The sequence below is a fragment of the Streptomyces sp. NPDC004539 genome, assembly GCF_040610055.1.
GTDB lineage: Bacteria > Actinomycetota > Actinomycetes > Streptomycetales > Streptomycetaceae > Streptomyces.
The window spans coordinates 38296-57667 of sequence record NZ_JBEXLS010000013.1; the positions used below are offsets into that span (position 1 = coordinate 38296).

Consider the following 19372-nt stretch of genomic DNA (forward strand, 5'->3'; position numbering starts at 1 on the left):
TGTTAGCGGTCGTTAACATGGAGGCATGAGTTAACGCTCATTAACGTCAGCCCACTGTTGCGGAAGGGGAGCGCGAGATGGCGCAGGAACCGGTGCTGACCAGCGCGGCAGACCCCGCGTCGGAGTCCTGGCGGGCCAACGAGGCGGCGCATCAGGCCCTCGTCGAGGAGCTGCGCGGCAAGCTCGCGGCGGCCCGTCTCGGCGGCGGCGAGAAGGCCCGCGCCCGGCACACCGCGCGCGGCAAACTCCTCCCCCGCGACCGCGTGGACACCCTCCTGGACCCCGGCTCCCCCTTCCTGGAGCTGGCCCCGCTCGCGGCGGACGGCATGTACGACGGCCAGGCCCCGGCCGCCGGGGTGATCGCCGGCATCGGGCGCGTGAGCGGGCGCGAGTGCGTGATCGTCGCCAACGACGCCACGGTCAAGGGGGGCACGTACTACCCGATGACCGTGAAGAAGCACCTCCGCGCGCAGGAGGTCGCCCTGGAGAACCGCCTCCCCTGCGTGTACCTGGTGGACTCGGGCGGCGCCTTCCTCCCCATGCAGGACGAGGTCTTCCCGGACCGCGACCACTTCGGCCGCATCTTCTACAACCAGGCCCGCATGTCCGGCGCCGGCATCCCGCAGATCGCCGCCGTCCTGGGTTCCTGCACGGCGGGCGGCGCGTACGTCCCCGCGATGAGCGACGAGGCGGTGATCGTCCGCAACCAGGGGACGATCTTCCTGGGCGGCCCCCCGCTGGTGAAGGCCGCCACCGGAGAGGTCGTCACGGCCGAGGAGCTGGGCGGCGGCGAGGTCCACGCGCGCGTGTCGGGTGTGACCGACCACCTCGCGGAGGACGACGCGCACGCGCTGCGCATCGTCCGGAACATCGTCGCGACGCTCCCCGCGCGGGGCCCGCTCCCCTGGGCGGTGCGCCAGGCCACCGAGCCGAAGGTCGACCCCTACGGCCTGTACGGCGCGGTCCCGGTGGACCCCCGCACCCCGTACGACGTCCGGGAGGTCATCGCGCGTGTCGTCGACGGCTCCCGGTTCGCCGAGTTCAAATCGGAGTTCGGCCAGACGCTGGTCACCGGCTTCGCGCACATCCAGGGCCACCCGGTGGGCATCGTCGCCAACAACGGCATCCTGTTCTCCGAGTCGGCCCAGAAGGGCGCCCACTTCATCGAGCTGTGCGACCAGCGCGGCATCCCCCTGGTGTTCCTCCAGAACATCTCCGGGTTCATGGTCGGCAGGGACTACGAGGCGGGCGGCATCGCGAAGCACGGCGCGAAGATGGTCACGGCCGTGGCGTGCACGCGCGTGCCGAAGCTGACGGTCGTGATCGGCGGCTCGTACGGCGCGGGCAACTACTCGATGTGCGGCCGGGCCTACTCCCCCCGCTTCCTGTGGATGTGGCCCGGCGCCAAGATCTCCGTCATGGGCGGCGAACAGGCCGCCTCGGTCCTCGCGACCGTCAAGCGCGACCAGCTGGAGGCGCGCGGCGAGCAGTGGCCCGCCGAGGAGGAGACCGCCTTCAAGGACCCGATCCGCGCCCAGTACGACCGCCAGGGAAACGCCTACTACGCGACCGCCCGCCTCTGGGACGACGGCGTGATCGACCCCCTGGAGACCCGCCAAGTCCTCGGACTCGCCCTGACCGCCTGCGCGAACGCGCCCCTGGGTGCACCCCAGTTCGGCATCTTCCGGATGTGAGGGCTGCCTTTGCGACTAAACCGCCGCCGCTCTCGCGGACCTGGTTGCTCGCCGTCGTGGTTCCTCAATTGATGGTTGCGGTGATCTAGTGGAAAGAGAATCCTTCATGTTTGGGACCGTTCTGGTCGCCAACCGGGGCGAGATCGCCGTCCGCGTCATCCGCACGCTCCGCGCGCTGGGCGTCCGCTCGGTCGCCGTGTACTCGGACGCCGACGCGGACGCGCGGCACGTCCGCGAGGCCGACACGGCCGTACGGATCGGCCCGGCGCCCGCGGCGGAGAGCTATCTGTCGGCGGAGCGCATCCTTGAGGCCGCCGCCCGCACCGGCGCCCAGGCGGTCCACCCCGGGTACGGCTTCCTCGCGGAGAACGCCTCGTTCGCGCGCGCGTGCGCCGAGGCGGGGCTCGTCTTCATCGGGCCGCCCGCCGAGGCGATCGCCCTGATGGGCGACAAGATCCGCGCCAAGGAGACCGTCGAGGCGGCCGGCGTCCCCGTCGTCCCGGGCGGCCGTGACCCCGAACTCGCCGAGGCGGCCCGCGCGTTGGGCGCCCCCGTGCTGCTCAAGCCCAGCGCGGGCGGCGGCGGCAAGGGCATGCGCCTGGTCCGGGACATGACCACGCTGGACGACGAGATCGCGGCGGCCCGCCGCGAGGCCCGCGCCTCCTTCGGGGACGACACGCTCCTGGTCGAGCGCTGGATCGACCGCCCCCGGCACATCGAGATCCAGGTCCTGGCCGACGGCCACGGCAACGTCGTCCATCTCGGCGAGCGCGAGTGCTCGCTCCAGCGGCGCCACCAGAAGGTCATCGAGGAGGCCCCCTCGGTCTTCCTCGACGCCGCCGCGCGCGCGGCGATGGGCGAGGCGGCGGTGCAGGCGGCCCGCTCCTGCGGGTACGTCGGGGCGGGGACCGTCGAGTTCATCGTCCCCGGCGCCGACGCCTCGCAGTACTGCTTCATGGAGATGAACACCCGCCTCCAGGTGGAGCACCCGGTCACCGAACTCGTCACCGGCATCGACCTCGTGGAGTGGCAGTTGCGGGTCGCGGCCGGGGAGAGGCTGCCGTTCGCGCAGGAGGACATCGCCCTCAAGGGGCACGCGGTGGAGGCGCGGATCTGCGCGGAGGTCCCCGCGCGCGGGTTCCTCCCCTCCGGGGGGACGATCCTGAGGCTCCGCGAGCCCGAGGGCGCCGGCGTCCGCACGGACTCCGGGCTCAGTGAGGGCACGGAAGTGGGCAGCCTGTACGACCCGATGCTCGCGAAGGTCATCGCGTACGGGCCCGACCGCGAGACGGCCCTGCGCAAGCTCCGGGCGGCCCTGGCGGAGACGGTCACGCTGGGCGTGCAGACGAACGCCGGGTTCCTGCGCGCGCTGCTGGCCCATCCGGCGGTCGTCGCGGGCGAGCTGGACACGGGGCTGGTGGAGCGGGTCGTGGCGGACCTGGTCTCCGACGCCGTACCGGAGGAGGTGTACGAGGCGGCGGCTGCCGTACGTCTCGACGCGCTCCGGCCCGCCCGGGAAGGGTGGGTCGACCCCTTCTCCGTACCGAGCGGGTGGCGGCTGGGCGGCGTGCCCAAGCCGGCCGCCTTCCACCTCAAGGTGCAGGAGCCCCGGGAGTACGCCCCGCGCGGCACCCACACCGTCACCGGCGACCAGGTGACCGTCACCCTCGACGGCCTCCGCCACACCTTCCACCGGGCAGCCGACTGGCTCGGCCGCGACGGCGAATCCTGGCACGTCCGCGACCACGACCCGGTCGCCGCCTCCCTCACCACCACGGCCCACGCGGGAGCCGACGCCCTCACCGCCCCCATGCCCGGCACGGTCACGGTCGTCAAGGTCTCCCCCGGCGACGAAGTCACCGCCGGCCAGAGCCTGTTGGTCGTCGAGGCGATGAAGATGGAGCACGTCATCGCGGCCCCCCACGCGGGCACGGTCACCGAGCTGGACGTCAAGCCGGGCACGACGGTCGCCATGGACCAGATCCTCGCCGTGGTGACACCCCAGCCCCGCGAGGAGGCCCCCGATGCCTGAACTCCCCATGACCGTCCGGGCCGACGGCCTCCCCGGTCGCGTACGCATCCACGAAGTCGGCGCCAGGGACGGCCTCCAGAACGAGAAGACGACCGTCCCCACCGAGATCAAGGCGGAGTTCATCCACCGCCTGGCCGCCGCCGGCCTCACCACCATCGAGGCGACGAGCTTCGTCCACCCCAAGTGGGTCCCCCAACTGGCGGACGCCGAGGCCCTGTTCCCGCAGATCAGCGAACTCCCCGTCGATCTCCCCGTGTTGGTCCCCAACGACCGCGGCCTCGACCGCGCCCTCACCCTCGGCGCGACGCGGATCGCCGTCTTCGCGAGCGCCACCGAATCCTTCGCCAAGGCCAACCTCAACCGCACGGTCGACGAGTCGCTCGCGATGTTCGAACCGGTCGTCACCCGCGCGAAGGAACACCAAGCCCACGTCCGCGGCTACCTCTCGATGTGCTTCGGCGACCCCTGGGAGGGCCCGGTCCCGATCGCCCAGGTCGTCAAGGTCGCCAAGGCCCTGTACGACATGGGCTGCGACGAGTTGAGCCTCGGCGACACGATCGGCGTGGCGACACCGGGCCACGTGAAAGCGCTGCTCACAGCACTCGACGACGCCCAACTCCCTATCTCCGCCCTGGCCGTCCACTTCCACGACACCTACGGCCAGGCCCTCGCCAACACCCTGGCCGCCCTCCAGCACGGCGTCACCACCGTCGACGCCTCCGCGGGCGGCCTCGGCGGCTGCCCGTTCGCCAAGTCGGCCACCGGCAACCTCGCCACCGAAGACCTCGTGTGGATGCTCCAGGGCCTCGGCATCGACACCGGCACCGACCTCGGCCGTCTCGTCGCCACGAGCGAGTGGATGGCCGGCCGGCTGGGCCGCCCGAGCCCGTCCCGCACCGTCCGCGCCCTCTCCCACCAGGACCACCCGGACCACAAGGAACAGTGATGGACTACCGCCTCTCCCCCGAGCTGGAAGAACTCCGCCGCACGGTCGAGGAGTTCGCGCACGACGTCGTGGCCCCGAAGATCGGCGACTTCTACGAACGGCACGAGTTCCCCTACGAGATCGTCCGCGAGATGGGCCGCATGGGCCTGTTCGGCCTGCCGTTCCCCGAGGAGTACGGCGGGATGGGCGGCGACTACCTGGCACTCGGCGTCGCGCTGGAGGAACTGGCCCGCGTCGACTCGTCGGTGGCGATCACCCTGGAGGCCGGCGTCTCGCTCGGCGCGATGCCGATCCATTTGTTCGGCACGGCCGAGCAGAAGCGCGAGTGGCTCCCGCGCCTGTGCACGGGCGAGATCCTCGGCGCCTTCGGCCTGACGGAACCGGACGGCGGCAGCGACGCGGGCGCGACGCGCACGACGGCCCGCCTCGACCCAGAGACGAACGAATGGGTGATCAACGGCACGAAGTGCTTCATCACCAACTCGGGCACGGACATCACCGGGTTGGTGACGGTGACGGCGGTCACCGGCCGCAAGCCGGACGGCAAGCCGCTGATCTCGTCGATCATCGTCCCGTCCGGCACCCCGGGCTTCACGGTCGCGGCCCCGTACTCGAAGGTCGGCTGGAACGCCTCGGACACCCGCGAGCTGTCCTTCGCGGACGTCCGCGTGCCGGCCGCCAACCTCCTCGGTGAACTGGGGCGCGGCTACGCGCAGTTCCTGCGCATCCTGGACGAGGGCCGGATCGCGATCGCCGCGCTGGGGACGGGTCTCGCGCAGGGCTGTGTGGACGAGTCGGTGAAGTACGCGAAGCAGCGCGAGGCGTTCGGGCGGCCGATCGGCGCCAACCAGGCCATCCAGTTCAAGATCGCCGACATGGAGCTGAAGGCCCACACCGCGCGCCTGGCGTGGCGGGACGCGGCGGCCCGGCTGGTCGCGGGCGAACCCTTCAAGAAGGAGGCGGCGCTGGCGAAGCTGCACTCCTCGACGGTCGCCGTCGACAACGCCCGCGACGCGACGCAGATCCACGGCGGCTACGGCTTCATGAACGAGTATCCGGTGGCCCGGATGTGGCGCGACTCGAAGATCCTGGAGATCGGGGAGGGTACGAGCGAAGTGCAAAGGATGTTGATTGCAAGGGAGTTGGGCCTCGTGAGCTGACAACATGCGAGCCACAGGGCGCTCATAGCTTTCGATCCAAGGCCCTCACCCCTAGGAAGATCTTCTGAGGTTAGGCTAACCTATCTTTCGATCTGTCCGGCGGTGATCCCGCACGTTCGAAAGCAGCCACCCTCATGCCCAACGCCAGAGCCACCCACCTGACCCGCCGCGGCATCCTCGCCGCCGGCGGTGCCCTCGGCCTCGGAGCCGTCCTCGCGGCCTGCGGGGACGACGACGCGAAAAGCGGTGGCTCTGACTCGTCGTCGAGCCCGAGCGCGAAGGCCACCGCCGCCGGCCCGTGGACGTTCAAGGACGACCGCGGCACGACCGTGAAGCTCGACAAGACCCCCTCGACGATCGTCGCCTTCGTCGGCGTCGGCGCCGCGCTCCACGACTACGGCGTCGAGGTGAAGGGCGTCTTCGGCCCGACCAGGACCGCCGACGGCAAGGCCGACGTCCAGGCCGGCGACATGGACGTCACGAAGGTCGAGATCCTCGGCAACATCTGGGACGAGTTCAACGTCGAGAAGTACGCCGCCCTCGCGCCGGACGTCCTGATCTCCACCATGTTCGACTCGGCCGGCACCCTCTGGTACGTCCCCGAGGCGTCCAAGGACAAGATCGCCAAGCTGGCGCCCAGCGTGGGGATCTCGGTGTTCGACCGTCAGCTCACCGCGCCGCTGGAGCGGATGTGGGAGCTGGCCGAGTCGCTCGGCGCGGACATGACGGCCGCGAAGGTGACCGCAGCGAAGAAGCGGTTCGAGGACGCGGCGACCCGACTGCGCGCCGCCGCGAAGGCCAAGCCCGACATCAAGGTCCTCGTCGGTTCCGCGAGCGCCGAGCTGTTCTACGTTTCCGGCAGCAACCTCTCCATCGACCTGGAGTACTTCAAGGCCCTCGGCGTGAACTTCGTCGAGCCGCCGGCCGACGTCCTCAAGGCGAGCGGCGGCTGGTACGAGTCGCTGAGCTGGGAGAACGTCGACAAGTACCCGGCGGACGTCATCCTGATGGACGACCGCACGTCCGCGATCCAGCCCGCGGCGATCACCAAGGAGACCTGGAAGAAGCTGCCCGCCGTCAAGGCCGGCCAGGTCATTCCGCGTTCGACCGAGCCGATTCTGTCGTACGACAAGTGCGCCCCGCTGCTGGAGAACCTCGCCGAGGCCATCGAGAAGGCCAAGAAGGTCTCGTGATCGCCTGATGACCGATTCCGCCGAGTCCCCGTTCCGTTTCTTTTCCCTTCACGTGACGAGGACTCGGCGGATTTCGCCGTCTCTCGTCCGTGTCTCTTTCGCCGGTGACGATCTCCGGCATTTCCATTCCCATGGGTACGACCAGTCCCTGTCGCTGTTCGTCCCGCATCCCGGCCAGCGAGAACCGCGCGTCCCGATCGAACTCGGCGACGGCTGGTGGCAGGGCTGGCGCGACCTCCCCGACGACGTACGGGCGGTGATGCGGTCGTACACCCTGCGGGAACTGCGCTGCGGGCCCGACGAGATCGACATCGACTTCGTGCTCCACACCCCGGCCGGGCCCGCCTCCGCGTGGGCCGAACGGGCCGCGCCCGGCGACCGGGTGCTCCTCCTCGGGCCGGCCGTGGCCGACAACCGGGCGATCCGTTTCCGGGCGCCCGAGGACGCCGATCTCCTGGTCCTGTGGGGCGATTCGACCGCGCTCCCGGCCATCGCCGCGATTCTTGAGGCGCTTCCGGAACGCCAGAAGGTCCGGGTGTGGATCGACGTCCATGACACCTCGGACGTCATTCACCTGACCGCCCCTCCCGACACCGAGATCAATTGGCTGGTCGGCGAGGATTCGCTCGCCCATCTTCGCGCCGCCTCATTGCCGCCCGCCGAACTTCCGTACGTCTGGATCGCCGGGGAATCCGGTTCGGTGAAAGCGCTTCGGCGGCATTTCGTCCAGGAGCGCGGCATCGACCGACGCCGGGTCACTTTTGTCGGTTATTGGCGACAGGGGATGTCCGAAGAGGAATTGCGGGCCGCCGGGGAGTAAACGTGATCACGGTCACCGCACGGTCGCGATTTCGAACAGCAAACTTAGGCTAGGCTAACCTTACTTTGATCACCTCGCGATCGTCCCCCACTCGCGCCGATCACCCCCCACGCCGCCACCGTCCCCTTCCCCCGGAGGACCCCCGCATGCGCTCGCACCTGCTCAACGACACGACCGCGGAGCAGTACCGCCGCTCCGTGACCGACGGAGTGGCACGGGTGGCCGCCAAACTCGCCGCCACCGACCGGCCGTTCACCGGCGTCACGGTCGACGCCCTCGCCCCCCGCATCGAGCGGATCGACCTCGACAAGCCGCTGTACGACACCTCGGCGGTCCTCGACGAGCTGGAGGAGGTCTACCTCCGGGACGCGGTCTACTTCCACCACCCGCGCTACCTCGCCCACCTCAACTGCCCGGTCGTCATACCGGCGGTGCTCGGCGAGGCCGTCCTGAGCGCGGTCAACTCCTCGCTGGACACCTGGGACCAGTCGGCGGGCGGCACGCTGATCGAGCGGAAACTGATCGACTGGACGACCGAGCGCATCGGCCTCGGCAGGTCCGCGGACGGTGTCTTCACCTCCGGCGGCACCCAGTCCAACCTCCAGGCGCTGCTGCTGGCCCGCGAGGAGGCCAAGACCGACGACCTCGGGAAACTGCGCGTCTTCGCCTCGGAGGTCAGCCACTTCAGCGTGAAGAAGTCCGCCAAACTCCTCGGCCTGTCCGCCGATTCGGTCGTCTCGATCCCCGTCGACCACGAGAAGCGGATGCAGACGGTCGCCCTGGCCCGGGAGTTGGAGCGCTGCGAGGCCGCCGGTCTCACCCCGATGGCCGTCGTCGCCACCGCCGGCAGCACGGACTTCGGCTCCATCGACCCGCTTCCCGAGATCGCCGAACTCTGCGCCCAGTACGGCACGTGGCTGCACGTCGACGCGGCGTACGGCTGCGGCCTGCTGGCCAGCGTGAAGTACCGCCACCGCATCGACGGCATCGAGCGCGCCGACTCCGTCACGGTCGACTACCACAAATCCTTCTTCCAGCCGGTGAGTTCGTCGGCCGTCCTGGTCCGGGACGCGGCGACCCTGCGGCACGCGACCTACCACGCCGAGTACCTGAACCCGCGCCGGATGGTGCAGGAGCGCATCCCGAACCAGGTCGACAAGTCCCTCCAGACGACCCGCCGTTTCGACGCGCTCAAGCTGTGGATGACGCTGCGCACGATGGGGTCGGACGGCATCGGCGAACTCTTCGACGAGGTCTGCGACCTGGCGGTGGAAGGCTGGCAACTCCTCGCCGCCGACCCGAGGTTCGACGTCGTCGTGGAGCCGTCGCTGTCCACGCTGGTCTTCCGCTACATCCCGGCCGCCGTCACCGACCCGGCCGAGATCGACCGCGCCAACCTGTACGCCCGCAAGGCCCTGTTCGCGTCCGGTGACGCGGTGGTCGCGGGCACGAAGGTCGGCCACCGCCACTACCTGAAGTTCACCCTGCTCAACCCCGAGACGACGCCGGACGACATCACCGCCGTCCTCGACCTGATCGCCGGCCACGCCGAGCAGTACCTGGGAGAGTCCCTTGACCGCGCGTCCTGACACCACTCATGACTTCGTGGGCATCGGCCTCGGCCCCTTCAACCTCGGCCTCGCCTGCCTGACCGAGCCGATCGCCGAACTCGATGGCGTCTTCCTGGAGTCGAAGCCGGACTTCGAGTGGCACGCGGGCATGTTCCTCGACGGCGCCCACCTCCAGACCCCGTTCATGTCGGACCTGGTCACCCTCGCCGACCCCACCTCGCCCTACTCCTTCCTCAACTACCTGAAGGAGAAAGGCCGCCTGTACCCGTTCTACATCCGCGAGAACTTCTATCCGCTGCGGGTGGAGTACGACGACTACTGCCGCTGGGCCGCCAACAAGCTGACCAGCGTGCGCTTCTCTACGACGGTCGAAGAGGTCACGTACGACGGCGAGTCGTACGCGGTGAAGACCACCGCCGGTGACACCTACCGCGCCCGCAGGCTGGTTCTCGGCACCGGCACCCAGCCGTATCACCCGGCGGCCGTCGCGGGGCTCGGCGGCGACTTCATCCACAACTCCCGTTACATGGAGCACCGTTCGGAGCTGGTGAAGAAGGAGTCGATCACGCTGGTCGGCTCGGGGCAGTCCGCCGCCGAGATCTACTACGACCTGCTGAGCGAGATCGACGTCCACGGCTACCGGCTGAACTGGGTGACGCGCTCCCCGCGCTTCTTCCCGCTCGAATACACCAAGCTGACGCTGGAGATGACCTCCCCGGAGTACATCGACTACTTCCGCGCGCTCCCCGAGGCGACCCGCTACCGGCTCGCTGCGCAGCAGAAGGGCCTGTTCAAGGGGATCGACGGGGACCTCGTGAACGAGATCTTCGACCTGCTCTACCAGAAGAACCTCGGCGGCCCGGTCCCCACCCGGCTCCTCACCAACTCCGCGCTGAACGGGGCGACTTACGACAGCGGTCACTACACCCTGACGTTCCGTCAGGAGGAGCAGGAGAAGGACTTCGAGCTGACGACGGAGGGCCTGGTCCTGGCGACCGGCTACGTCTACAACGAGCCCGAGTTCCTCGCCCCGATCCGCGACCGCCTGGTCTACGACGGCCACGGCAACTTCGACGTCGCCCGCAACTACGCGATCGACACGACCGGCCGGGGCGTCTTCCTCCAGAACTCGGGCGTGCACACGCACAGCGTCACCTCTCCCGACCTGGGGATGGGCGCGTACCGCAACAGCAGCATCATCGCGGAGCTGCTGGGCCGCGAGTACTACCCGGTGGAGAAGACCATCGCATTCCAGGAGTTCGCGATATGAACTTCGCCTTCCGCCCCGTCGACCCCCTCACCGACGCCGAACTCCTGCACTCCTGGCTGACCCACCCCAAGGCGGCCTACTGGATGATGCTGGACGCGAGGCTGGAGGACGTCGAGCGCGCCTACATGGCCGTCGCCGCCGACGAGCACCAGGAAGCCTTCCTCGGCCTGGAGGACGGCGTCCCGGTCTTCGTGATGGAGCGCTACGACCCCGTCCACCGCGAACTGCCGGGACTCTACGACCCGTTGCCCGGTGACGTCGGCATGCACTTCCTCACCCCCGCGACCGACACCCCCCGCAGCGGCTTCACCCTGGCCGTCATCACCGCCGTCATGGCCCACCTCTTCGAGGACCCGGACGTCCGGCGGGTCGTCGTCGAACCGGACGTCTCCAACAGTGCCGTCCACGCCCTGAACGAAGCCGTCGGATTCGTCGCCGAGCGCGAGATCCAGAAACCGGAGAAGACAGCGTTGCTGAGTTTCTGCACCCGCGAACAGTTCCTCGCGAAGCGCGCGACGGCGGTGACCGCGTGAGCCTCGCCGACGCCGTGGCCCATCTCTCCCCGGAGCGCTGGGAGAAGGCCAACCGCCTGCTGATCCGCAAGGCGCTCGCCGAGTTCGCGCACGAGTGCCTCCTCGACCCCGAGGAGCGGGACGGCGGTTACGTCGTGCGCAGCGACGACGGCGAGACCGCCTACCGTTTCACGGCCGTCCGCCGCGCCCTCGACCACTGGCAGGTCGACGCGGACTCGATCACCCGCACCCGTGCCGGGGCCGAACTCCCTCTCGCCGCAATGGACTTCTTCATCGAGCTGAAGGACACCCTCGGCCTCGGCGACAAGGTCCTGCCGGTCTACCTGGAGGAGATCTCCTCCACCCTCTCCGGCACCTGCTACAAGCTCACCAAACCCCAGCTGACCTCCGCCGAGTTGATCGACGCCGGTTTCCAGGCGATCGAGACCGGCATGACCGAGGGCCACCCCTGCTTCGTCGCCAACAACGGCCGGCTGGGCTTCGGGGTGCACGAGTACCTGTCGTACGCGCCGGAGACCGCGCACCCGGTCCGTCTGGTGTGGCTCGCCGCGCACCGCTCGCGCGCCGCGTTCACGGCGGGCGTCGGCATCGAGTACGAGTCGTTCGTCCGGCAGGAGCTGGGCGCGGAGACCGTCGAGCGGTTCCATGCCCGGCTAAGTGAACAGGGCCACGACCCGGCCGAGTTCCTCCTCATCCCGGTCCACCCCTGGCAGTGGTGGAACAAGCTGACGGTGACGTTCGCGGCCGAGGTCGCGCGCGGCACGCTGGTCCCGCTCGGCGAGGGCGACGACGAGTACCTGGCCCAGCAGTCGATCCGGACCTTCTTCAACAGCAGCAGCCCCGAGAAGCACTACGTCAAAACGGCGCTGTCGGTCCTCAACATGGGCTTCATGCGCGGGCTTTCGGCCGCCTACATGGAGGCGACCCCGGCCATCAACGACTGGCTGGCCCAATTGATCGACAACGACGCCGTGTTGAAGGCGTCCGGGCTGTCGATCATCCGGGAGCGGGCCGCCGTCGGCTACCGCCACCTGGAGTACGAGGCCGCCACGGACCGCTTCTCCCCGTACCGCAAGATGCTGGCCGCCCTCTGGCGCGAGAGCCCCGTCTCCGCCCTCCAGGACGGCGAACAGCTCGCGACGATGGCCTCGTTGATCCACGTGGACCACCAAGGCCGTTCGCTGGCCGCCGAGTTGATCGCGCGGTCCGGACTGGAGCCGGCCGACTGGCTGCGGCGCTACCTGGACGCCTACTACACGCCGCTGCTGCACTCCTTCTACGCCTACGACCTGGTGTTCATGCCGCACGGCGAGAACACGATCCTGGTCCTGCGGGACGGGGTCGTGCAGCGGGCGGTCTACAAGGACATCGCCGAGGAGATCGCCGTCATGGACCCGGACGCGGTGCTGCCGCCCGAGGTCCGGCGGATCGCCGTCGAGGTCCCCGAGGACAAGAAGCTGCTGTCGATCTTCACGGACGTCTTCGACTGCTTCTTCCGCTTCCTCGCCTCCGACCTCGCCGCGGAGAACGTCCTCACCGAGGACGACTTCTGGCGGACGGTCGCCGAGACGACCCGCTCCTACCAGGAGGCGCACCCCGAACTCGCCGAGAAGTTCCGGCAGTACGACATGTTCGCCCCCGAGTTCGCGCGCTCCTGCCTGAACCGGCTCCAGCTGCGCGACAACCAGCAGATGGTCGACCTGGCCGATCCGGCGGGCGCCCTCCAGCTGATCGGTACCTTGAACAATCCCGTCACGGGGTACTGATCAAAGAGACGGGCGCCCCCGAGTACGGTCCTCGGGGGCGCCCGTCACCTTCTGGTGGACAATCATGTCATGGCGGAAATCATCCAGAAGGACGGCACCTGGGTCTTCGACGGCGACCGGCTGAGACTGACCCCCGGCCATGACAAGAACGTGAGTCCGCTCCGCAAGGACCTGGGTGAACTCGCTGTCCCGCTGGAGGCGTTGGCCGGTGTCTCGTTCGAACAGGGCAAGAAGAACGGCCGGTTGAGACTGCGCCTGCGTGACGGCGCGGACCCGCTGCTGCTGGCGACCGCGGGCCGGCTCGCCGAACCCCACGACCCCTATCAGCTGGTCGTCGAGTCCGACCGGTACGGCGTCGCCGAGTACCTGGTGGACGAGGTCCGTAACGCGCTGCTCCTGGAGCAGGTGCCGGGCACCCCCGTGGACGCGTTCCTGCTGCCGGGGCCCGCCGTACCGCTCTCGGTGTCCGCCGGGGACGGCAGCGCGAGCTTCGACGGGGACGTCGCCCGGCTGGAGTGGAACTGGAAGACCGAGGACGCCAAGTCGGCCGCCGGGAAACGGCAGTTGGCGATCGGGGACATCCTCGGTGTGGAGTGGCAGCCGGCCGCCGGGCTGGAGAACGGGCATCTGCGGTTCACGGTCCGGGGCGCGGTCACGAAGGCGCCGCCGAAGTACGACCCCAACGCCGTCGAGCTGTGGGGGTTCAAGAAGGACCCGCTGATGGCGCTGGTCGCGGCGGCGGTCCAGGCGCGGCTGCCGCATCCGGCGCGGGGCGCCGCCGACGCCGTCCCCGCGATCCCCTCGGCCACCCCGCCCGTCACCGGAGACGACCACGACGCGATGCTGCGGCGGCTGCGGGAACTGGGTGAGCTGCATCGTGACGGGGTGCTGACGGCCGAGGAGTTCACGCTCGCCAAACAGGCGATCCTCAAACGACTGTGACGATGTGTCACTTCGCTTGAGAACCGCCTGTCGGTCAACTCACCTGTGTGCCCCGCCTTCTGGGCGCACGGGTCACTTCGCCCGGCGGGCCACCGTGAAGTGGTCGACCTGCTCGCCGGTCTCGGCGATGCCGCGCACGGTCAGCGTCGCGGTGCGGCCCTTCGCGGCCGGGGTGACGTCGACGCGCAGGAACGAGTAGTCGAGGTAGCGCACGCGCGACCAGGTGACCGTCTCGTTGACCTTGCCGTCCTTGGTGTTGATGAAGGAGGCGACGGAGTCGACCTCGTTCTCGTGGCCCTCGTAGGACAGCGGCGCGGTGAACGCGTACAGGCTGCGGCCCGCCGCGCCCGCCGTGACGTAGACGACGCCGTCGGTCTCGGGGTAGGCCGTGCCGCCGATCGGGAGCTTCTTGGTGACCGCGCCCTTCTTGATGACGTCGGTGCGCTCGTACTGGTGGTTGTGGCCGTTGATGACCAGGTCGACCGTGTACTTCTCGAACAGCGGCACCCACTCCTGCCGGACCCCGCCCTCGGAGGCGTGCGCGGTGGAGGTGCAGTAGGCGCAGTGGTGGAAGAAGACGACGACGAAGTCGATGTCCTTGGAGGCGCGGTACTTCTTGAGCTGCGCCTCCAGCCATTTGGTCTGAGTGCCGCCGGAGATACCGAGGTTGGCCGGGATCTCGAACGAGATGTCGTTGGCGTCCAGCGAGATGATCGCCGTGTTGCCGTAGGTGAAGGTGTAGACGCCCGGCAGGTTCTTCTTGTCGGGGCCGTTGTCGGGGAGGTTCCAGCGGGCCTCCTCGCCGCCGTAACCGTTGGGCGAGTACCAGGCTTCCATGTCGTGGTTGCCGTAAGCGGGCATCCACGGAACGGACTTGGCGACCGACTCGGTCTGGGCGAGGAACTGGTCCCACACGCGCGAGTCGAAGCCGGTGTCGGCGGTCTTGCCGGCGCCGGTCGGGTCGGCGTACGCGATGTCGCCCGCGTGCAGGTGGAAGGCCGGGTTCTGGCCCAGGAGAAGGGAGTTGTTGGCGAGGCCGTGGTAGCTGACGCCCTCGTCACCGAACGCGGTGAACGTGAACGGCGTCTTGTGGGCGGGGGCGGTGGTGAACGTGCCCAGGGTGCCCAGGAGACGGGGCTCGGCCGGGTCGAAGCCGGCGTGGCCGACGCCGTAGTAGTACGTCTTGCCGGGGCGCAGGTGGGTCAGCTTGGCGTGCAGGTAGTACTGCGTGTGGTCGCCGCTCGCGCCGACGCCGGCCGGCGTGTACAGCGTGCGGACCTCGGCGTCGATCTTGCGGGAGAGGTCACAGGGGTGGGCGCCGATGCGGATGAACGGCTTCTTGACGGCGACCGGGACCTGCCAGGAGACGGTGATCTCGGTGCGGGGGTCGTTGCCGTAGGCGAGGTGGCGGCCGAAGGGGGCGACGAGGGAGCCGTCGACCTTTTCAGCAACCGTTTGCTGAGACGGGGTGCGGGGTGCGGCCTGGGCGGTGGCGCCCGGCACGAAGACGCCGCCGGCGACGGCGCCGAGGGTCACGGCGCCGCCTCTCACCATCGACCGGCGGGAGAACTTGGCGCGCAGGTACTCGTGCTGCTCCGCCATCGTCATGCGGGCGGCGAGCTGCTCGGGTACGCCCATGCGAGGAGTGTCCATGAGGTCTGAAATTCGTCCTTCAGGACGACGGCGCGCAAGACTCCGAATGGACGATTCCCGAACAAGGGCTCATGAGACCTTCAACGCCGCCCCAAGAGTTTCCCTCACGGCTCTCCCACAGGCGCGTGCCCGATAGCGGGCAGATTTCTTGCGAAACGGGTCCCGGTACCCCAGGATCTACCGGGTGCACGACGAACTCGTTGATCATCTGATGCGGTCCACGCCCCTCCAGCGGGGCGAGGCGCTGCGGGTGATCCAGGACGTGCTCGCCTACTTCGACGAGACGACGGAGGACTACGTCCGTCGCCGCCACCGCGAGCTCCAGGCCCAGGGCCTGGTGAACACGGAGATCTTCGAGCGGATCGAGGCGGATCTGAAGTACAGGGCGGTCGCGCCGCCGGAGCTCTCGCTCCGGCAGTTGCGCCGCATCGTCTACGGCTGAGGAATAGCTTTTATATGTGCGGAATTGTCGGTTACATCGGCAGGCGTGACGTGGCCCCCCTCCTCCTTGAGGGTCTCCAGCGGCTGGAGTACCGGGGGTACGACTCGGCGGGCATCGTGATCACCTCCCCGAAGTCCACCGGGCTGAAGGTCGTCAAGGCCAAGGGCCGGGTCCGCGACCTGGAGGCCAAGGTCCCGGCGCGCTTCAAGGGCACCACCGGCATCGCGCACACCCGCTGGGCCACCCACGGCGCCCCCTCCGACGTGAACGCGCACCCGCACCTCTCGGCCGACCTGAAGGTCGCCGTCGTCCACAACGGCATCATCGACAACGCCTCCGACCTGCGGCGCAAGCTGGAGGCGGACGGCGTCGAGTTCCTCTCCGAGACCGACACCGAGGTCCTCACCCACCTGATCGCCCGCTCGCAGGCCGAGAAGCTGGAGGACAAGGTCCGCGACGCCCTGCGCCTCGTCGAGGGCACGTACGGCATCGCCGTCATGCACGCCGACTTCAACGACCGCATCGTCGTCGCCCGCAACGGCTCCCCGGTCGTCCTCGGCATCGGCGAGAAGGAGATGTTCGTCGCCTCGGACATCGCCGCGCTGGTCGCCCACACCCGCCAGGTCGTCACCCTCGACGACGGCGAGATGGCCACGCTGAAGGCGGACGACTTCCGTACGTACACCACGGAAGGGACCCGTACTACCTCGGAGCCAACCACTGTCGAGTGGGAGGCCGCCTCCTACGACATGGGTGGCCATGACACCTACATGCACAAGGAGATCCACGAGCAGGCGGACGCCGTCGACCGCGTCCTGCGCGGCCGGATCGACGACCGCTTCTCCACCGTCCACCTCGGCGGCCTCAACCTCGACGCCCGCGAGGCCCGGCAGATCCGGCGCGTGAAGATCCTCGGCTGCGGCACCTCGTACCACGCGGGCATGATCGGCGCCCAGATGATCGAGGAGCTGGCCCGTATCCCCGCCGACGCCGAGCCCGCCTCCGAGTTCCGCTACCGCAACGCGGTCGTCGACCCCGACACCCTCTACATCGCCGTCTCCCAGTCCGGCGAGACGTACGACGTCCTCGCGGCCGTCCAGGAGCTGAAGCGCAAGGGCGCGCGCGTCCTCGGCGTCGTCAACGTCGTCGGCTCGGCGATCGCCCGCGAGGCGGACGGCGGGATGTACGTCCACGCCGGTCCCGAGGTCTGTGTCGTGTCGACGAAGTGCTTCACGAACATGACGGTCGCCTTCGCGCTGCTGGCCCTGCACCTCGGGCGTACGCGTGACCTGTCGGTGCGCGACGGCAAGCGGATCATCGAGGGGCTGCGCAAACTCCCGGGCCAGATCGCGGAGATCATGGCGAACGAGGCCGAGTACGAGAAGCTGGCGGCCGAGTTGGCGGAGGCCCGCTCGATGCTGTTCATCGGGCGCGTGCGGGGTTACCCGGTCGCCCGGGAGGCGTCCCTCAAGCTGAAGGAGGTCTCGTACATCCACGCCGAGGCGTACCCCGCCTCGGAGTTGAAGCACGGCCCCCTCGCGCTCATCGAGCCCGCCCTCCCGACCGTCGCGATCGTCCCCGACGACGACCTGCTGGAGAAGAACCGCGCCGCCCTGGAGGAGATCAAGGCCCGCAGCGGCCGGATCGTCGCCGTCGCCCACCGCGAGCAGGAGAAGGCCGACCGCACGATCGTCGTCCCGAAGAACGAGGACGAACTGGACCCGATCCTGATGGGCATCCCGCTCCAACTCCTCGCGTACTACACGGCGAAGGCGCTGGGCCGGGACATCGACAAGCCGAGGAACCTGGCGAAGTCGGTGACGGTCGAGTAGTTCTCGCGGGGAGTTCTCGCTCCCGCCAAACGGAACGGACCCCTTGTGATGCCACCTTCACAAGGGGTCCGTTCATATGTGCCGGGGCCGCCCAACTCCCCGGCTGCGGCTGCCTTTTAGCCGGTGGCCGTCACCCCCCGGCCGGCAGCGCGTCCACGTCGGGGCAGGGCGGTGGGCCAGTGGGCCAGGGCCGCGGTCGCGGCGTACCAGGCGACGGCGCCCGCCGCGACGGCGAACCAACCGCCCACCTTGGTCAGGGAGTCGGGGCCCCACAGCCGCGCGACGGCCATGAGGACCAGCGCGACGAGGAACAACCCGTAGGTCCCCTGGGTGAGTTGGTCCCCGCCGGAGACGGTGAGGGACAGGGCGATGAGGGCGAACAGCAGCAGGAACAGCCCCGCCGCGTTGTCGGAGACCTGGTTGCCGGCGGACACGGCCCAGGTGAACCAGAACGCCCCGACCGCCACGAACCCGGTCCCGTTCAGGGTGTCGTGGTCCCGGAAGGCGAGGAGTCCGGCGACGAAGAGGGTGACTCCGCCGACGTAGTGGGCGACGGAGACGGCGTCGGCCGCCGAGACTCCGTCGATGACATCGGCGTACCCGAGGCCGAAGGCCAACAGGGTGACGGCGAGGGCGAGTCGGCCGGCGATGGTGGAGGTGCCTGCGCTGATTCCCGCAGAGACGTCGTTGGCCACGGCGGGGGCTCCCTTCAAGCATGTGCAGTTGTGCGGTGTGCGTTATATGCCCTTCACAAGGACACAAACACCTCTACGCATCGGTAGCTTCATACCTGAGAGGGACGGGACCTACGGGATGACCACCACGGGCCGCTGCGCCCGCTTGGCGAGCCGTCCCGCGACCGAGCCGAAGATCCGGCCGACGATGCCGTGCGTGGAGCCGACGACGATCGCGTCCGCCTCGTACTCCCGCCCGACCTCTTCGAGTTCGTGACAGATGTCACCGCCGCGCTCGACCAGAATCCACGGCACCTCGGACAGGTACTCCGCGCAGGCGAGTTCGAGGCCGAGGACCTCCGTGCGGTGGTCCGGGACGTCGACGAAGACCGGAGGTTCGCAGCCCGCCCACACGGTCGTGGGCAGCCGGTTGGCGACGTGGACGATGATCAGACCCGAACGGGAGCGGTGGGCCATGCCGATGGCGTACGCGAGGGCCCGCTCGCTCGACATGGAGCCGTCGAAGCCGACGACCACGCCGTGCTTGAAGGCGGGATCGCAGGTGGGACGTGCTTCTTCCGCCGCCTGGGGCTCGGCCGCCGTAGGGTCGGCGACGGGCCGCTTGCGGTCTGCGGGTTCGAAGAATTCGTGACCGGCCATGGCTGTCTCGGCGAATCGATCCTTGTGTGGGAGGGCGACAGGAGCGGCGGAGCTGTTGTCCGGGAATCATCTTCCCAACCCCATACCCCCAAGGGTACGGCGGCACGCCTCCTCAGCCCATATCCCGCGCCTGTCCGGTGGGGGTTCCAGGGAGCATGCACGAGGTGGCGCCCGTAACGCAATG

16 protein-coding genes are annotated in these 19372 nt (G+C 69.2%); 13 read left to right on the plus strand and 3 right to left on the minus strand.

What is annotated here, in order from left to right; translation table 11 throughout:
- The first annotated feature begins 77 nt into the window (after window positions 1–77).
- The 11 genes from ABZX85_RS25880 to ABZX85_RS25930 all read left to right on the plus strand — a co-directional run bounded on the left by ABZX85_RS25880 (window position 78) and on the right by ABZX85_RS25930 (window position 13927).
- The gene (locus tag ABZX85_RS25880) at window positions 78–1694 is read left to right on the plus strand and encodes a carboxyl transferase domain-containing protein (RefSeq protein WP_355873043.1); all 1617 of its coding nucleotides are present in this window, start codon (window positions 78–80) and stop codon (window positions 1692–1694) included.
- A 106-nt stretch (window positions 1695–1800) separates the two neighbouring features.
- Entirely contained in the window at window positions 1801–3726 is a 1926-nt protein-coding gene (locus tag ABZX85_RS25885) for a biotin carboxylase N-terminal domain-containing protein (RefSeq protein ID WP_355873046.1), read from the plus strand.
- Window positions 3719–4672 (plus strand): hydroxymethylglutaryl-CoA lyase, encoded by a 954-nt coding sequence (locus tag ABZX85_RS25890; protein ID WP_355873048.1) that lies wholly within the window; start codon window positions 3719–3721, stop codon window positions 4670–4672. Before ABZX85_RS25885 ends, ABZX85_RS25890 begins: the two co-directional genes overlap by 8 nt.
- Window positions 4672–5832 carry an acyl-CoA dehydrogenase family protein gene (locus ABZX85_RS25895; RefSeq protein ID WP_355873051.1) on the plus strand — a complete coding sequence of 387 codons (1161 nt, stop codon included), beginning with the start codon at window positions 4672–4674 and terminating at the stop codon, window positions 5830–5832. The genes ABZX85_RS25890 and ABZX85_RS25895 overlap by 1 nt, the downstream gene beginning before the upstream one ends.
- Before the next feature lie 134 nt (window positions 5833–5966).
- Window positions 5967–7025: an ABC transporter substrate-binding protein gene (locus ABZX85_RS25900; protein ID WP_355873053.1), complete on the plus strand. Its 1059-nt coding sequence runs from the start codon at window positions 5967–5969 to the stop codon at window positions 7023–7025.
- A gap of 7 nt (window positions 7026–7032) precedes the next feature.
- Window positions 7033–7845 carry a siderophore-interacting protein gene (locus ABZX85_RS25905; RefSeq protein WP_355873055.1) on the plus strand — a complete coding sequence of 271 codons (813 nt, stop codon included), beginning with the start codon at window positions 7033–7035 and terminating at the stop codon, window positions 7843–7845.
- A gap of 146 nt (window positions 7846–7991) precedes the next feature.
- Window positions 7992–9434, plus strand: a complete 1443-nt coding sequence (desA, locus tag ABZX85_RS25910; RefSeq protein WP_355873058.1) for a lysine decarboxylase DesA — start codon at window positions 7992–7994, stop codon at window positions 9432–9434.
- A complete protein-coding gene (locus tag ABZX85_RS25915; protein WP_355873060.1) occupies window positions 9418–10686 on the plus strand; it encodes a SidA/IucD/PvdA family monooxygenase in 1269 nt (422 codons plus the stop codon). Before desA ends, ABZX85_RS25915 begins: the two co-directional genes overlap by 17 nt.
- Complete coding sequence (locus tag ABZX85_RS25920) at window positions 10683–11219, plus strand: GNAT family N-acetyltransferase (RefSeq protein ID WP_355873063.1); 537 nt, start codon at window positions 10683–10685, stop codon at window positions 11217–11219. The genes ABZX85_RS25915 and ABZX85_RS25920 overlap by 4 nt, the downstream gene beginning before the upstream one ends.
- Entirely contained in the window at window positions 11216–12985 is a 1770-nt protein-coding gene (locus ABZX85_RS25925) for an IucA/IucC family siderophore biosynthesis protein (RefSeq protein WP_355873065.1), read from the plus strand. Before ABZX85_RS25920 ends, ABZX85_RS25925 begins: the two co-directional genes overlap by 4 nt.
- 69 nt (window positions 12986–13054) lie before the next feature.
- A complete protein-coding gene (locus ABZX85_RS25930) occupies window positions 13055–13927 on the plus strand; it encodes a DUF4429 domain-containing protein (protein WP_355873067.1) in 873 nt (290 codons plus the stop codon).
- A gap of 72 nt (window positions 13928–13999) precedes the next feature.
- On the opposite strand, the gene ABZX85_RS25935 is transcribed toward ABZX85_RS25930, so the two are convergent.
- Entirely contained in the window at window positions 14000–15565 is a 1566-nt protein-coding gene (locus ABZX85_RS25935; protein ID WP_355873069.1) for a metallophosphoesterase family protein, read from the minus strand.
- Window positions 15566–15764: 199 nt separating this feature from the next.
- Here ABZX85_RS25935 and ABZX85_RS25940 point away from each other — a divergent pair, with 199 nt between their 5' ends.
- Window positions 15765–16022 carry a hypothetical protein gene (locus tag ABZX85_RS25940; RefSeq protein ID WP_355873072.1) on the plus strand — a complete coding sequence of 86 codons (258 nt, stop codon included), beginning with the start codon at window positions 15765–15767 and terminating at the stop codon, window positions 16020–16022.
- A gap of 14 nt (window positions 16023–16036) precedes the next feature.
- A complete protein-coding gene (glmS, locus tag ABZX85_RS25945) occupies window positions 16037–17854 on the plus strand; it encodes a glutamine--fructose-6-phosphate transaminase (isomerizing) (protein ID WP_355873075.1) in 1818 nt (605 codons plus the stop codon).
- A 116-nt stretch (window positions 17855–17970) separates the two neighbouring features.
- On the opposite strand, the gene ABZX85_RS25950 is transcribed toward glmS, so the two are convergent.
- Window positions 17971–18549, minus strand: coding sequence for a GPR1/FUN34/YaaH family transporter (locus ABZX85_RS25950; RefSeq protein ID WP_355873078.1), 579 nt, complete (start codon window positions 18547–18549; stop codon window positions 17971–17973).
- A 111-nt stretch (window positions 18550–18660) separates the two neighbouring features.
- Complete coding sequence (locus ABZX85_RS25955; RefSeq protein ID WP_355873079.1) at window positions 18661–19188, minus strand: universal stress protein; 528 nt, start codon at window positions 19186–19188, stop codon at window positions 18661–18663.
- Window positions 19189–19372 lie beyond the last annotated feature (184 nt).

Excerpts from the sequence above, each read along its gene's own strand:
- ABZX85_RS25880 (WP_355873043.1), top strand. The coding sequence starts at position 78 with ATGGCGCAGGAACCGGTGCTGACCAGCGCGGCAGACCCCGCGTCGGAG.
- ABZX85_RS25885 (WP_355873046.1), top strand. The coding sequence starts at position 1,801 with ATGTTTGGGACCGTTCTGGTCGCCAACCGGGGCGAGATCGCCGTCCGC.
- ABZX85_RS25890 (WP_355873048.1), top strand. The coding sequence starts at position 3,719 with ATGCCTGAACTCCCCATGACCGTCCGGGCCGACGGCCTCCCCGGTCGC.
- ABZX85_RS25895 (WP_355873051.1), top strand. The coding sequence starts at position 4,672 with ATGGACTACCGCCTCTCCCCCGAGCTGGAAGAACTCCGCCGCACGGTC.
- ABZX85_RS25900 (WP_355873053.1), top strand. The coding sequence starts at position 5,967 with ATGCCCAACGCCAGAGCCACCCACCTGACCCGCCGCGGCATCCTCGCC.
- ABZX85_RS25905 (WP_355873055.1), top strand. The coding sequence starts at position 7,033 with ATGACCGATTCCGCCGAGTCCCCGTTCCGTTTCTTTTCCCTTCACGTG.
- desA (WP_355873058.1), top strand. The coding sequence starts at position 7,992 with ATGCGCTCGCACCTGCTCAACGACACGACCGCGGAGCAGTACCGCCGC.
- ABZX85_RS25920 (WP_355873063.1), top strand. The coding sequence starts at position 10,683 with ATGAACTTCGCCTTCCGCCCCGTCGACCCCCTCACCGACGCCGAACTC.
- ABZX85_RS25930 (WP_355873067.1), top strand. The coding sequence starts at position 13,055 with ATGGCGGAAATCATCCAGAAGGACGGCACCTGGGTCTTCGACGGCGAC.
- ABZX85_RS25935 (WP_355873069.1), bottom strand. The coding sequence starts at position 15,565 with ATGGGCGTACCCGAGCAGCTCGCCGCCCGCATGACGATGGCGGAGCAG.
- glmS (WP_355873075.1), top strand. The coding sequence starts at position 16,037 with ATGTGCGGAATTGTCGGTTACATCGGCAGGCGTGACGTGGCCCCCCTC.
- ABZX85_RS25955 (WP_355873079.1), bottom strand. The coding sequence starts at position 19,188 with ATGGCCGGTCACGAATTCTTCGAACCCGCAGACCGCAAGCGGCCCGTC.